Raw genomic sequence first — 15687 nt, forward strand, 5'->3', positions numbered from 1 at the left:
TCAACCGAGACGGACGCGCCAGATCTCCTCGGCATACTCGCGCATGGAGCGGTCGGAGGAGAACCACGCCATCCGTGCGGTGTTGAGGATCGCTGTCCGCCACCAGGCCTTCGGATCGTTCCAGGCCTGGTCCACGGAACGCTGCACTCGCCAGTAATCGTCGAAATCGACGGTCAGGAGATAGCGGTCGTTGTGGCGCAGATCGTCGACGATCGGCCGGAACCGATCGGGCTGCTCGGGCGAGAAACCACCGACTGCGATGAAGTCGAGGGCGGCCTTCAGGCGCGGCGAGGCCGCGATCGCCGCCTCGGCGTAGTTCGGCTCGGCCATTCGGGCCTGCACCCCGGCCGCATCCAGGCCGAAGATGAAGATGTTGTCGGCGCCGACGTGATCCCGGATCTCGATGTTCGCACCATCGAGGGTGCCGATCGTCAGCGCGCCGTTGAGGGCGAGCTTCATGTTGCCAGTGCCCGAGGCTTCCATCCCGGCGGTCGAGATCTGCTCGGATAGGTCGGCGGCCGGGATGATCGCCTCGGCGAGGCTGACCGAGTAGTTCGGCAGGAAGACCACCTTCAGTCGACCAGCCACGTCGGGATCGGAGTTCACGACCTTGGCGACGTCGCAGGCGAGCTTGATGATGAGCTTGGCCTGTACATAGCTCGGCGCCGCCTTGCCGCCGAAGATCTTCACCCGGGGTGTCCAATTGGCTTTCGGATCAGCCTTGATCGCCTGATAGAGGGCGACGGTTTCGATCACGTTCAGCAGCTGGCGTTTGTATTCATGGATGCGCTTGATCTGCACGTCGAAGAGAGCTGACGGATCGATGCTGATCCCGGTGCGGTCTGCGACGACCTGGGCCAGGGCGACCTTCCGGGCGCGCCGCATGGCGGCATAGCGGGACTGGAAATTCGAATCCGAGGCGACCTCGGCCAGCCCAGTGAGCAGTTCGGGCGTGTCGAGCACTTCCGGTCCGACGGCCTCGATGGCGAGGGCCGTGAGCTCGGGATTGGCGTTGTGGAGCCAGCGCCGAAAAGTGATCCCATTGGTCTTGTTGACGATCTTGTCGGTGTCGAGGGCGTGCAGGTCCTTGAACACGGTCGAGCGCATCAGGTCGGTGTGCAGGGCGGAGACACCGTTCACCCGTCGAGCGCCGAGGAAGGCCAGATGGCCCATGCGAACCCGCTTTCCATGGGTCTCGTCGATGAGCGAGACGGCGGCGAGCTTCTCTGCGGAGCCACGGCCCTGCTTGCCCTGCTCCTCCAAGTGCATCCAGTTGATCAAGTAGATGATCTGCATGTGGCGCGGCAGCACCCGTTCCATCAGCTCGACCGGCCACGTCTCCAGCGCCTCGGGCAGGAGCGTGTGGTTGGTGTAGCCCAGCGTGTGGGTGGTGACGTGCCAGGCATCCTCCCAATTGAAGCCGTGATCCTCGAGGAGGAGCCGCATCAACTCCGGCACCGCGATGGCGGGGTGCGTATCGTTCAATTGAATCGCGGCGTGGTCGGGCAGGGAGCGGAGGTCTCCGCGCTCCGCCACGTGACGGCGCACGAGGTCCTGGAGTGATGCCGAGGTGAAGAAGTATTCCTGCCGGAGGCGCAGTTCCTGGCCTTCCATCGACGAATCGCTCGGATAGAGCACCCGCGAGATCGCCTCGGCGCGCGCCCGGCTTGCCACCGCACCGACATGGTCGCCGCCGTTGAAGCGGGCGAGTTCGATCGGGGCCTCGGCCTCGGCCTTCCAGAGACGCAGCGTGTTCACGTGGCGTCCGCGCCAGCCAACCACGGGCACGTCGTGGGCCACGGCCCGCACCGTCTCGGCCGGGTGCCAGTGCCGACGGATCACACCTTCAGAGATCGACGACATGGTGACGTGACCGCCGAAGCCGATGGTGTAGGTCGCCTCGGGCCTTATGAATTCCCAAGGATTTCCCTCGGCGAGCCAGGTCTCCGGGGCCTCCTTCTGCCATCCATCCTCCAGGGACTGCCGAAACAGGCCATGGTCGTAGCGGATACCGTAGCCGATCGCCGGGATCGATAGGCTCGCCATGCTTTCCATGAAGCAGGCGGCAAGACGGCCGAGGCCCCCATTGCCCAGCGCGGCGTCCGGCTCGGCCGCTTCCACGTCGCCCAGTTCGACGCCGAGTTCGCGCAGGGCCGCACGGGTGGTGTCGACGAGGCCGAGATTGTTCATGGCGTCCGAGAGAAGGCGCCCGATCAGGAATTCGAGGGAGAGGTAATAGACACGCTTGTTCGGGATCGACGCGTCACCGTCGAGGCAGGAATCGACGATCCGGTCGCGCAGGGCGAGCGCCGTCGCGGCGAACCAATCGCGCTCGCGGGCGGTCCGGGGCGTCTTGCCGATGGCGTAGGCGAGCTTCACGAGGATGGCCTCTCGCAGATCGGCCACCGCGTCGCCGGAGGGCCTCGCGACCGGCCGGGTCCGTCCCTGCGTGAGGGGCGCGCCCATCCGCCCCGTCACGTCCGGGCCAGCCATGGACGCGGTGATGTCGGCATTGTCTCGTCCGATGAGTTTGTCGTTCAGCACGTCTCAAGTCCCCCTTCTCGGCCGTGAAACTCGGTAGTCGTGTCCGGAATGACAACCCCGGGGTGGTCGTTCCCGTCGCTACACACGTTCCGCGCACGGCCTCGTCCCCGTCGTCGCGTGTCACGATCCGGCGCTGCTCCGCGAACGCGAGATCTCCATGGCTTGGCGTCCAATCCTGGCGCCGGGGCGGTTACTCCGCACTTCACCAATCCTGAGAAATCTCTACTTCTTCAGAGTGCCGTACCTTGCTTGCCTGAGCATGCCCTCACTGAAGTGAATGTCTCTGCCGCTAGACCTGCGTCCAAGATCGGAGCCGGTCCTGTGCTGCCCGACAGTCCCAGCCAAACCGCGCGGGAATGAGACCACACCACGTTCGAATATTGTCTGAACGACATCGTCCGCCGACGGGTCGCGAAACGTGTCGGCAGTCGCTAGGGTCCGCCCGGGACGCGCCCGGGACGCGTCGCCGGAGGGATGGCATGGCAGACACGGTCTGGTGGAAGCGCGGCACGGTCTATCAGGTGTACCCGCGCTCGTTCCAAGACAGCGACGGCGATGGAATAGGGGATCTGCGTGGGATCACCCGCCGGCTCGACTATCTCGCCTGGCTCGGCGTCGATGCCGTCTGGATCTCGCCATTCTATCCCTCGCCGATGGCCGATTTCGGCTACGACGTCGCCGATTACTGTGGCGTCGATCCCCTGTTCGGAACGCTGGCTGATTTCGAGGCGCTCATCGCCGAGGCACATTTTCGCCGGCTCAAGGTCATCCTCGACTTCGTTCCGAACCACACCTCGATCGCTCATCCCTGGTTCGCGGAGAGCCGGGCGTCGCGCACGAACCCGAAGCGCGATTGGTACATCTGGCGCGATCCGGCCCCCGATGGGGGCCCACCCAACAATTGGATCAGCAATTTCGGCGGCCCCGCATGGACCCGCGACGAGGCCACGGGGCAATATTACTATCACGCCTTCCTGCGCGAGCAGCCGGATCTGAACTGGCGCAACCCGGATGTGCGGGCCGCGATGCACGATGCGCTTCGCTTCTGGCTCGACCGCGACGTCGATGGCTTCCGCGTCGACGTGATCTGGCATCTGATGAAGGATGAGGGATTTCGCGACAATCCGGAGAATCCGGGTTTCGGACCTGGACAGGCGGAGATCAATCGCTTCGCTCAGGTCTATTCGGCCGACCGGCCGGAGGTGTTCGACGTCATCGCGGAGATGCGGGCGGTGCTAGCGCCTTACGGCGAGCGCGTACTCATCGGCGAGATCTATCTCCCCGTCGAACGTCTCGTGGCATATTACGGCGCTGACCTCGCAGGCGTCGACCTGCCCTTCAACTTCCAACTCATCCAGACTCCATGGAACGCCCGCTCGGTGGCCGATCTCGTGGTGTCCTACGAGGAGGCCCTGCCCCCGGGCGGATGGCCCAACTGGGTCCTCGGCAATCACGATCAGCCAAGGATCGCCGCGCGGGTCGGCCCCGACCAGGCCGCCATCGCAGCGATGCTGCTCCTCACCCTGCGCGGCACGCCGACACTCTACTACGGCGATGAACTCGGGCTCGCCCAGGTGAGCATTCCACCGGAGCGCGTCCAGGACCCCTGGGAACACAACGAGCCGGGCCACGGGCGCGATCCGGAACGCACGCCGATGCAGTGGGACGATTCTCTGAATGCCGGCTTCAGCACGGCTGAACCCTGGCTTCCTCAGACCACCGACGCCGCCATCCGCAACGTCGAATATCAGCGCGACGACGCACGGTCGCTGCTCACCCTGTATCGTCGCCTGCTGCGCCTGCGCCGGGATCACACCGCACTCGCGACCGGAACGTTCAGAAGTCTGCCCGCCACGACGGATTTCGTCTTTGCCTACGAACGTCAGGACGGTGCCACAAAGCTGCGCATACTGTTGAACTTCAGTGCATTGCAGCAGGTGATCGTCATCACCGATCCGGAGGAAAACCGCTGGTCCGTTCTGCTCTCGACGCATGCGGCTCGCACGGGCGGCGGGGCCGACGCCACGATCATCCTCGAGGGGAATGAGGGTGTGATCCTCATCCAGGCGGCTTAGAGAGCGAGTTTCCGAGGGCACCGACGTGTGGAAAGCGCGCACTTTTGTCCCGCTTCGAGAAAGTTCCTGAACGTGGCTTGAATTGTGCAACGCAACGGAACAAAAGCCGTCTCGCTGCGTTCACGAGGTCGACGTCGATGCTGGGCTCTCGCACTCCGTTCCCGCCCCTCGCTCGACGTGGGAACGTATTCATGAGCCTGTCGGATCAGCCCGATCACTTAGACCTCCATCACAGCACCCGATCCCGTCAACAGCTTCAACCCCGCATCCTCTTCGCCACCCCCGAGATGGCCGACTTCGTGAAAACGGGCGGCCTCGGCGAAGTGGCCGGTTCGCTTCCCCGGGCCCTGCGCCGGCACTACGACGTCCGTGTCCTCATTCCCGGGTATCGGCAGGTCGTCGAGCAATTCGACCACATCACGGTCGTCGCACAACTGCCCGGACAGGCCAGCATTCCTTCCTGCGACCTCGGCCTCGTGGAGACCGGCGACGGGCTCAAAGTCTATGTCATCCTCAATGCCGATCTCTACCAGCGAGACGGCACGCCCTACGGCAATGCCCAGGGCGATTTCGGTGACAACGACATCCGCTTTGCACGCCTGAGCCTCGCCGCCGCAGAGCTCGCACGTGGCATCGACCCGGCCTGGGCGGCGGACCTCCTCCACCTCAACGACTGGCAGGCCGCCCTCGCCCCCGCCTACCTCGCCTGGAGCGGGCTACGGGTGCCGAGCATCCTCACGGTCCACAACCTCGCCTATCAGGGCGTCTTCCCACGTGAGTCCCTCGGGCGCCTCGGCGTTCCGGAGGACGCGTTCCAGATGGACGGGGTCGAGTTCTACGGCCAGCTCTCCTTCCTCAAGGCCGGGCTCTACTACGCCTCGCACGTGACCACGGTGAGCGAGACCTACGCCCGGGAAATCATCTCGCCGGAATCCGGCTGCGGCCTCGACGGGCTGCTGCGCACGCGCGCGGCGCAGGGGCGCCTTGCCGGCATCCTCAACGGCATCGATGAGAGTTGGGATCCGCGCACCGATGCGCATCTGGCCGCTCGCTTCGAGATCGACGACTGGAAGGGCAAGCGGGCCAATGCCGAGACCGTCCGGCGGCAATTCGGCCTAGCGGTTTCGCGCGGTCCACTCTTCGCCGTCGTGTCCCGCCTCGTCCACCAGAAGGGCATCGACCTGAGCATCGGCGCGGCCGAGTCCATCGTGGCCGAGGGGGGCCAATTGGTGGTGATCGGCCAGGGCGAGGGCCGCTTCGAGGGTGCGCTGCGGGACCTCGCCCGGCGTCATCCCGCCTCGGTCGGCGTCCATGTCGGTTTCGAGGAGCGCGATGCCCGCCGGATGTTCGCCGGCAGCGACTTTCTGCTGATGCCGTCGCGCTTCGAGCCCTGTGGCCTCGCTCAAATGTATGCTCAGCGCTTCGGCTCGCTGCCGATTGTCCACCGTACCGGCGGTCTCGCCGACACGGTCGAGGATGGCGTCACCGGCTTCACCTTCGGCGAAGCGTCGGCGCGGGGCTTCTCCAGCGCCATCCGCCGGGCCTTCGAGACCTTCGCGCAGAAGAAGCGCCTGAACGCCATGCGCCGGCACGCCATGTCGCGCTCGTTCGGTTGGGACCAAGCTGCCACCAACTACGCCTCGCTCTATGCCAGGGCTTTCGGCAATACCGCCGGCCTGCGCCTGCGCGCGGCCTGACTTCAGGGATCACAAACGACCCCAAGACGAAAAAAGCCGGTGAGTCGCCCCACCGGCTTTCTTCGTCTTGGGGCCGCCCTCCTTACCGCAGGAGGGCCTGCAGGAAGGAAGGCTTTTCGGAAAAGCTCAGCCCTCGCGAACGAAGATCGTCGTGGCCAGGGGCGGGATCGTCAGCGACACCGAGTAGGGCTGGCCGTGGCTCGCGACGGCTTCAGCCTGGACGCCGCCCATGTTGCCGACATTGGAGCCGCCGTAACGCTCCGCATCCGAATTGATCGCCTCCCGATAGAACCCGGCCGCCGGAACGCCGATGCGGTAGCCCTCGCGGGGAACCGGCGTAAAGTTCGAGACCACGACCGCGATCTCGTCCAGCTCGCGACCCTTGCGGGCCCAGGCGATGACGCTGTTGTCCTGATCGTCGGCGACGAGCCACTGGAAACCACCGGCCTCGGTGTCCCGACTGTGGAGGGCCGGAGTCGACGCGTAGAGATGATTGAGGTCGCGGATCAGATCCTTGACGCCCTGGTGCATGCCGTCTTCCAGCAAGTGCCAGTCGAGGCTCTGGTTGTGGTTCCACTCCTTTTCCTGGCCGAACTCGCAACCCATGAAGAGGAGCTTCTTGCCCGGATGGCCCCACATGAAGCCGTAATAGGCCCGCAGATTCGCGAACTTCTGCCAGCGGTCGCCCGGCATCTTGCCGAGCAGCGACCCCTTCCCGTGCACCACCTCGTCGTGGGACAGCGGCAGGATGAAATTCTCGGAGAAAGCGTAGAGAAGGCCGAACGTCAGGTCGTGGTGGTGATAGCGCCGATGGATCGACTCTTTCGAGACGAAGTTCAGGGTGTCGTGCATCCACCCCATGTTCCATTTGAAGCCGAAACCGAGGCCACCTGTGTAGGTCGGGTGTGAGACGCCCGGCCAAGAGGTGGACTCTTCCGCCACCGTCAGCGTGCCGGGCGCGTGCGCGTAGGTCGCCTCGTTGGTCTTGCGCAGGAATTCGATGGCATCGAGGTTCTCGTTGCCGCCGTAGCGGTTCGGGATCCACTCACCCTGCCGGCGCGAATAGTCGAGATAGAGCATCGACGCGACCGCATCCACGCGCAGGCCGTCGAGGTGGTAATGCTCGAGCCAGAAGCGCGCATTGGCCGCCAGGAAGCTGGACACTTCGGTGCGGCCGAAATTGTAGATGTAGGTGCCCCAATCCTGGTGGAAGCCCTGGCGCGGATCGGCATGTTCGTAGAGATGCGTGCCGTCGAACTGGCCGAGGCCGTGCGCGTCGAGGGGGAAGTGGCCCGGCACCCAGTCCAGCATGACACCGATCCCGGCGGCATGCGCGGCATCCACGAAGGCAGCGAAGTCGTCGGGCGTGCCGAAGCGGCTGGTCGGCGCGAAGAGCGAGACCGGCTGGTAACCCCACGACCCGTCGAAGGGGAACTCCGTGATCGGCAGCATCTCGATATGGGTGAAGCCCATCTCCTTGACGTAGGGGATCAGGCGCTCGCCCAGTTCCCGGTAGGTCAGGTAGCGGTTTCCTTCTTCGGCGACGCGCGCCCAGGAACCCAGATGCACTTCGTAGATCGAGATCGGGATGTGGCGCGGGTCCTTCGCGCCCCGCGTCGCCATCCACTTCTCGTCGTGCCATTCGGGATCGTTCGTGCCCTGAAGCACCGAGGCGGTTTCCGGCGGCTTCTGAGCCGCGAAGGCGACCGGATCGGCCTTGAGGGGCAGGAGCGATCCGTCGGCGCCGCGGATCTCGTACTTGTAATGCGCGCCTGCCTTCAGGCCGGGGATGAACAGCTCCCAGATCCCGCCATTCTGCCAGAGGCGCATGGGATGGCGGCGGCCATCCCAGTTGTTGAAGTCGCCGACGACGCTTACCCGGCGGGCATTGGGTGCCCAGACCGCGAAGCGGAAGCCGTCGATGCCGTCGACCGGACGATGCTGTGCACCGAGGATGCGATAGGTGACGTTGCTGCCGACCTCGCGCAGGTTGTCGATGTCCTCCTGGCGGAGCGAAGAGCCGAAGCTGTAGGGATCGTGGCGCGAGCGCTCAACACCGTCCCAAGTCTCGACGGACAGCTCGTAGAGCGGGCGCCCGTCGCTCGGCACGCGCGCGATGAAGAAGCCGTCCGGATGCCGGCGTTCGAAGGGAACGCGCTGGCCGCCCACGAGCAGACTCGCGGACTTGGCCTCAGGAAGCACGGCGCGGACCTCCCAATGTCCCGGGCCGACCTGATGCGGACCCAGTACGGAGAAAGGGTCTCCGTGGTTCGCCGCCATGATGGCGGCGATCGCATCCGGGTGGAGGGAACCGGTCTCTGGCACCGCGGCCTGAGGCGCCCGGGTGGCAACGGGCGCAACGTCCGCCGATCTGGAGGTGCCGGATGCCGGGCCGGTCCTGCTCGCGAACGTCTCGTCGATGCCCATCATTCAAACGCCTCTCTTGATTTCATCCAGAATGTTGAGAACCCCACGGGCGGGGATTTCGATCCAGTCGGGACGATTGTTGGCTTCGTAATCGACTTCGTAGAGCGCCTTCGTCAGGAGCGAGAGCTTGAGGAGGCGGCTCTCCGTCTCGGGGTCGGTCACGGCGGCCCGGCTCACGGAGACGGCCTCGCGGTAACCGTCGAGGAAGGCCGCATCGATCATGCCGCGCCAGGCGATCGAGGCCCGGCGGGCACGCTCCTCTGAATCCGAGAAGCGCGCTGCGATCCCGCGGGTCACGGTCTCGGCGCCGTAGGCGAAGGAGCGCAGCATCCCTGCCACGTCGCGCAGCGGCGTCGACTTGATCCTGCGCTCATCGGCCGGCCGCGAGGGCTCGCCCTCGAAGTCGACGATGATGAGATCATCCTCGGCCGCGAGCACCTGCCCAAGATGATAATCCCCGTGGATGCGGGTCTTCATCGCCCCGACGGGTGCCCTGGCCGTCAGCGTCTCGATTGCGGTCTCGACCTCGTGACAGCGGCCGGCCAACTCGGTGCTCGCCGCGTTGGAGGCACGGCCCGCGAGGCCGTCCAGGCCGCGGAACGCCCGCTCGGCCTGGCGACGGGTATCGTCGCCGAGGGCATAGAGGTCGGCATGATCGAACGGCTCGGCCGCAAAGGCCGGGTCGTCAGTCTCCACCGCGAAGGCGTTGTGCATCTCGGCCGTGCGCCGTCCGAGCAGGATCGCCCAGCGCAGATGGGTCTCGAAAGCCTCGGCCGGGGACGGCGCCTCGCTCTCGGGCGCCAGCACCACCGTGTCGAAGTCACGACGCAGACCTTCGAGCATGAGGGTCCAGGCATCACCCTGGTTCGGCACGAAGGCCTGAAGCACCGCGAGCGCGGTGCGGGTCCCCTTGGCGTCGACGTGTTCGAGGACGCCGAGGAGGGCCGGCGTGTTGCTGAAATGCGCCGTCTCGGTGAGGAAGCGCCCGACCTCGATCTCCGGATGGACTCCGGTCTGAAGGCGGCGCAGGAGCTTGAGCATCATCTTCGAGCCGATGGCGATCGATGTGTTGCTCTGCTCAGCGTTCAGCGAGCGGACCTCGCTGGCCTCGAACGTGACCTCGCGGTCGAAGGCGGAGGTGGTGGAGAAGACGAGGCGCCCAGTCTCGGTGGCGATTTCGCGGCCCTCGCGCATGCCCTCGATCATCGAGACAGCGAAGTTCGGCGAAGCGGCGGCGCCCAGGAGCAGGCCGGTGCGCGGACCGCGGCGGACGCGGGCGACGGCGTGCTGGAGCATCGCCTCGTCCTCGCGTCCCTCGTCGACGGCGACCGGGACGAAGTAATCCTGGCGCTCGCCCGTGGAGAGGTGGACCGCGACGCGGGGCAGGAGGAACTTCGCCTCGCCGGTGCCATCCTTGAGAGCCGCGCTGTCGGTGACCTGCACCGATTTGATGCGCGAGCCCTTGGCGGCGAACCAGCGGCGGGTGGCGATGAACCGGGGCGCCACCGTGCGCTCGAAGGCAATGCGCTCGCGCCCCGCCATCAGGGTCTCGATCCCACCGGTGAGCACCAGCGTGAACAGCTCCGGCAGCTCCGGCTGCGGGCCGATGCTGCCGGTGTTCGCGGCACTCAGCGAGAACCAGTAGAAGCCGTAGGACGGCAGCGTGAGCAGGTACGGCAGTTCGCCGATGGCCGGGAACTCCGAACCGCCGGTGAGCTCGATCGGCACCGCGCTGCGCAGTTCCGACAGGTCGAGCTGCACCGCCTGCGGAGCGCGGGACAGGTTGGCGACGCAGAGGACGCGCTCGCCCTCGAACTCGCGAATCCAGGCCAGCACCTTCCGGTTCGACGGATACAGGAACTGCATGCCGCCACGACCCAGTGCGACCGAGTTGTTGCGGATCGCGATCATCCGGCGCGTCCAGTTCAGAAGGCTGGTCTGCGACTGGGTCTGCGCTTCGACGTTGATCGCATCGAAGCCGTAGATCGGGTCCTGCACCGAGGGCAGGAACAGCTTCTGCGGGTTGGCCCGGGAAAAGCCGCCGTTGCGGTCGGGCGACCACTGCATCGGCGTGCGCACGCCGTCGCGATCACCGAGGTAGATGTTGTCGCCCATGCCGATTTCGTCGCCGTAGTACAGCACCGGCGTGCCTGGCATCGACAGGACGAGGGACTTCATGAGTTCGATCTTGCGCCGGTCGTTCTCCAGCAGGGGCGCGAGGCGGCGGCGGATGCCGAGGTTGATGCGGGCGCGGCGCTCGGCCGCGTAGAACGACCAAAGGTAGTCACGCTCCTCGGCGGTGACCATCTCGAGCGTCAGCTCGTCGTGGTTGCGCAGGAAGATCGCCCACTGGCAGCCCTCGGGGATCTCTGGGGTCTGGCGCATGATGTCGGTGATCGGGTGCCGGTCCTCCCGGGCGATCGCCATGTACATGCGCGGCATCAGCGGGAAGTGGAATGCCATGTGGCACTCGTCGCCGTCGCCGAAATACTGCGCGGTCTCCTCGGGCCACTGGTTGGCCTCCGCTAGGAGCATCCGGTCGGGATAGCTCGCGTCGAGGGCCGCGCGGATCGCCTTGATGACCGTGTGGGTCTCCGGAAGGTTCTCGCAGTTCGTCCCGTCGCGCTCGATCAAGTAGGGAATCGCGTCGAGGCGCAGGCCGTCGACCCCCATGTCGAGCCAGTAGCGCATCACCTCGATCACGGCCTCGAGCACGGCCGGATTGTCGAAGTTCAGGTCCGGCTGGTGGCTGTAGAACCGGTGCCAGAAATACTGCTTGGCGACCGGGTCCCAGGTCCAGTTCGAGACCTCGGTGTCGAGGAAGATGATGCGCGTGTCCGAGTAGGGCGTGTCGGTGTCCGACCAGACGTAGAAATCGCGCTCCGGCGACCCGGCCGGGGCCTCGCGGGCCCGCTGGAACCAGGGATGCTGGTCCGAGGTGTGATTGATGACGAGCTCGGTGATGACGCGCAGGCCGCGCTCGTGCGCCGCGTCCACGAACTTCCGGAACTCCTCCATCGTACCGTAGGACGGATTGACGTCGCGATAATCGCCGATGTCGTAGCCGTCGTCACGCAGCGGCGAGGGGTAGAACGGCATCAACCAGATGGCCGTGACGCCGAGGTCGCGGACATAGTCGAGCTTCTGCGTCAGGCCCTCGAAATCGCCGATCCCGTCATTGTTGGAGTCGAAGAACGACTTGACGTGGATCTGGTAGATGATGGCGTCACGGTACCATTGCGGATCGCTGCGATCGATCATCGCGTCGTTGCCTCATGCGTCGAGTTCAAGGGCGTGTCCGGGGCATCCGCACCACTCACAGCGATGAGACTGGGGTGTGCGGCGTCCGTCAGCGGGGTAGGCGCCGACAATCGGGCGACACGACGACGGCCCGCCTGGGCCGCCGGGTTTTTTGCTGACACGGGCACGGGGCTTACGCAACCCGGCTCGGAGCGCGAAGGCGCCAGATCACCGTGGAGCGCTCCGCGGGATCGAGGGCGATGCGGTGCGATTTTCCACGCAGTTCGAACTTGTAGCCGAGGAGCAGGTCCTCCACCTCCACCGCGCCGTCGTCCGGCTGGCCGAGCAGCCAGAGCGGAACCTCGTAGGTGCATTCCTGACGGTTGCGCGGGTCCAGGTTGACCAGCACGAAGATGCAATTGTCTCCGTCCGGCGTCACCTTGGCGTAGCCGACGATCTGGTCATTGTAGGCGCCGGTGAAGACGACGTTCCGGAAGTCCCACAGGGCCGGATTGTCGCGCCGGATCTGGTTCAGCTTGATGATGTGCTCGCGGATATTGCCAGGCCGGTGATAGTCCCAGGCCTTCAACTCGTACTTCTCCGAGTTGAGGTACTCCTCCTTGCCCGGATAGGGCTCGGCTTCGCACATCTCGAATCCGTTGTAGATTCCCCAGACGCTCGACAGCGTGGCGGCCAGGGTCGCGCGCACCACGAAGCCCGCCCGTCCGCTGGTCTGAAGGTAGATGGGATTGATGTCCGGCGTGTTGGCGAAGAAGTTCGGCCGATAGTATTCGCCCATCTCGCCAGCGAGTTCGGTCGAATAGGCAATCAAGTCCGCCTTGGTGTCGCGCCACGTGAAGTAAGTATAGCTCTGCTGGTAGCCGGCCTTGGCGAGCTTCTTCATCATCTTCGGGCGCGTGAAAGCCTCGGCGAGGAAGATCACATCGGGGTAGCGCGCGTTGACCTCGGCGATCATCCATTCCCAGAACGGGATCGGCTTTGTGTGCGGGTTGTCGACCCGGAAGATTCGGGCGCCGAGTTCGGCCCAGCCCATGACGATGTCGCGCAACTCAATCCAAAGGGACGGCAATGCGCCGCCGTAGAAATGGACGTTCGAGATGTCCTCGTACTTCTTGGGCGGGTTCTCGGCGAATTTCAGGGTGCCGTCGGGGCGCCACTCGAACCATTCCGGGTGGTTCTTGATCCAGGGATGGTCCGGCGAGCACTGGATCGCGAAATCGAGCGCGACCTCCATGCCATAGGCGTGGCTCGCCGCCACGAGGCGGCGGAAGTCGTCGAGGGTGCCGAGCTCGGGGTGCACCGCCTCATGGCCACCCTCCTCCGAACCGACCGCGTAGACCGAGCCGACATCGCCCGGCAGGGCCTTGAGGGTGTTGTTCTTGCCCTTGCGGTTGGTCTTTCCGACCGGATGGATCGGCGTGAAGTACAGCACGTCGAACCCGAGCTCGCGGATCTCGGGCAGGCGTCGGATCACGTCATCGAAGGTGCCGTGGCGGTTCACGTCCATCGACTGCGAGCGTGGGAAAATCTCGTACCAGGCCGAGAACCGGGCCGCGAGGCGGTCGGCGATCACCGGCACGTTGACGGGGTAGCGCGAGAGGTTGATGCGCGGCGCGTGCCGACGGATCAGGTGGGCATTGGCCGGCTCCAGCATCAGGTCGAGTTGCGCGGCCGAGCCTGTCCCCGCCGCTTCGAGGTCGCCGACGAGGGCGTTCAGACGGGCGGCATCCGGGCCGGTCGCGTTCTCGGACGCGCCGATGACGAAGGTCACGCCCTCGATGGTCTCCAGCCGGACGTCAACGCCGGCCTGGCGCTTCTTCAGGGTGTCACGGACCCAGGACGAATAGCCGTCGCGCCAGGCCTGTATGGTGAACTCGTAGCGGGCATTGCGCAGGAGCGGGAAGTGTCCGCCCCAGCGGTCGTTGTCGACGAAGACCATCCGGTCGGCGCGCCACGCGGTCTCGCCGACCGCCCGGGACAGGATCTCGGCGTCGATGATCTCGTGGCCGTCGCTGAAGATGTCGGCGGTGACGTGGACGCTCTCGCCGACCACGCGCTTGACGGCGGAGCGACCACCGTCGAGTTCCGGCATCACCGCCTCGATCACGACCCGGCCCTCGCCGGTCGGCGTGCTCGGCTTCGGGGCCTCCTTCGCATCGGCACGCTCCGCGGCGAGGATGCGGAATTCGCCGGACGCCAATGCCAGGGCGATCCCTGGGCGAAAATCGATGGGGTCCGCCTGCGGCGTTCGGTCGATGAAGTCGCCGAGCATGCCGCCGGTCCGGGCAAGCAGGGCACCGGGCTCGACAGGAGCCGGGTGCTCGGTCGGATTATAGAGCACGAGCGTGGCGCTGCGGGCCGAGGCGCCGTGCCCGGTGTCGAAGCGCAGGAGCGCGGTGTAGGGCGCGTCGGGCGCCGAGATGCGCGCCTGCGCACCCTCGACATTGGCCGCCGGCAACTCGGCTCGCAGGGCGTTGATCGCCGCGATGGAGGCGGAAATGTCGATGCCCGTGGCGGATTCGCGCGCCTCTGGCGTCGTCTCGACGACGTGCAGGGCGCGCCGATAGCCCCACTCATAGCCGATCGGCATCAGCACGCCGGCCGAAAAGAAGGCCGACAGGGCGTAGCGCGCCGTCAGGTGACGGGCGATGGCGGTCGGATCGCCATCCAGGTCGGCCGCCAGGCGGGCCATGTCATGATTTTCCGGGAAGGCGATCGAGGGCGCGATGACGCGCAGGCGCTCGTACTGATCGAGAGCCCAGCACGCCTTGAGATCCCACCAGGCGAAGCTGTTGAACAGGTAGTCGAAGCCGGCGCCGGCGGTGGATTGTGCCTCCTCGAAGGTGCAGCCGAGCGTTTCGGCCGCGAACAGGCAATCCGGCTCCAACGCCTTCGCGGCACCGATCAGGTCGCGCCAGACCGTGGCCGGCACCTTGTAGGCGGCGTCGCAGCGGAAGCCCTGCACGCCGAGGTCCTGAAGGCGATTGACGTAGCCCGACCAGAAGGCGGTGAGTTCCCGGCGCGAGCCCTCCGAATGGTAGTCGAGTTCGGCAAGGTCGCCCCAGACCGTGCGGATCGACGGATCATCCGGATCGACGGCGTAGGGGCTCTCGATCCGACCCTCGCTATCCTTCACGAACAGGTCGGGGCGCTGTGCGGCCAGCGGACCGTCCATGGCGGTGTGGTTGATGACGAGGTCCGTCATCACGCTGAGGCCCTGCGCGACCGCCGCGGCGCAGAACCGGCGGATCTGCTCGTCGTCCGATGTGCCGTCGTGGTCGCGAAAACGTTCGTCCATGCGGTCCGGGTCGGCCACGGCGTAGAGACTGCGCGAGCCGCCGGTCTGGTGGAAGGGGTTGAGATAGATCCAGTCGAAGCCGAGGGCGGCGATCCGTGGAAGCTCGGCGGTCCAGGCCGAGACGCGGCCCACGAGGAGCGGGAAGAGATTGTAGATGCGCGGCCCTTCGGCCCTGGGCGCGAGGGCGGCGGGAAGCGGCACCTGACCGGCTGCGGTCCGCTGGGCGGCGGTCGTTGCGGGGCTGGGTGCGTTCATGCGTGCTCCATTCTCATTCGTGCTTGCGCGACCGCTGAACCGACGGTGGATCGCGCGAACCCGCATGCGGCGGGTCCAAGGAGACGCGACCGTGACGGGGAAGGTCGATCCCTCCCCCGCGTCGATCGGG

At 66.0% G+C, this 15687-nt stretch carries 5 protein-coding genes and 1 pseudogene; 2 read left to right on the forward strand and 4 right to left on the reverse strand.

The features are described from left to right. A complete protein-coding gene (locus tag ASF49_RS17375) occupies nucleotides 1–2466 on the reverse strand; it encodes a glycogen/starch/alpha-glucan phosphorylase (protein WP_243214681.1) in 2466 nt (821 codons plus the stop codon). Nucleotides 2467–3023: 557 nt separating this feature from the next. Here ASF49_RS17375 and ASF49_RS17380 point away from each other — a divergent pair. Next, entirely contained in the window at nucleotides 3024–4619 is a 1596-nt protein-coding gene (locus ASF49_RS17380; protein ID WP_056475771.1) for an alpha-amylase family glycosyl hydrolase, read from the forward strand. A gap of 239 nt (nucleotides 4620–4858) precedes the next feature. Then, nucleotides 4859–6316 (forward strand): annotated as a pseudogene (gene glgA, locus ASF49_RS17385) (glycogen synthase GlgA); the annotation flags it as partial. 126 nt (nucleotides 6317–6442) lie between these two features. On the opposite strand, the gene glgB reads toward glgA, so the two are convergent. From glgB to ASF49_RS17400, 3 genes are all read right to left on the reverse strand, one after another. Next, a complete protein-coding gene (gene glgB, locus ASF49_RS17390; protein WP_056475776.1) occupies nucleotides 6443–8746 on the reverse strand; it encodes a 1,4-alpha-glucan branching protein GlgB in 2304 nt (767 codons plus the stop codon). Further along, entirely contained in the window at nucleotides 8747–12004 is a 3258-nt protein-coding gene (gene treS / locus ASF49_RS17395) for a maltose alpha-D-glucosyltransferase (protein WP_056475779.1), read from the reverse strand. 172 nt (nucleotides 12005–12176) lie between these two features. Beyond that, a complete protein-coding gene (locus tag ASF49_RS17400) occupies nucleotides 12177–15557 on the reverse strand; it encodes a maltotransferase domain-containing protein (protein ID WP_056475782.1) in 3381 nt (1126 codons plus the stop codon). Nucleotides 15558–15687 lie beyond the last annotated feature (130 nt).

The sequence above is a fragment of the Methylobacterium sp. Leaf104 genome, from assembly GCF_001422885.1.
Taxonomy (GTDB): Bacteria; Pseudomonadota; Alphaproteobacteria; order Rhizobiales; family Beijerinckiaceae; genus Methylobacterium.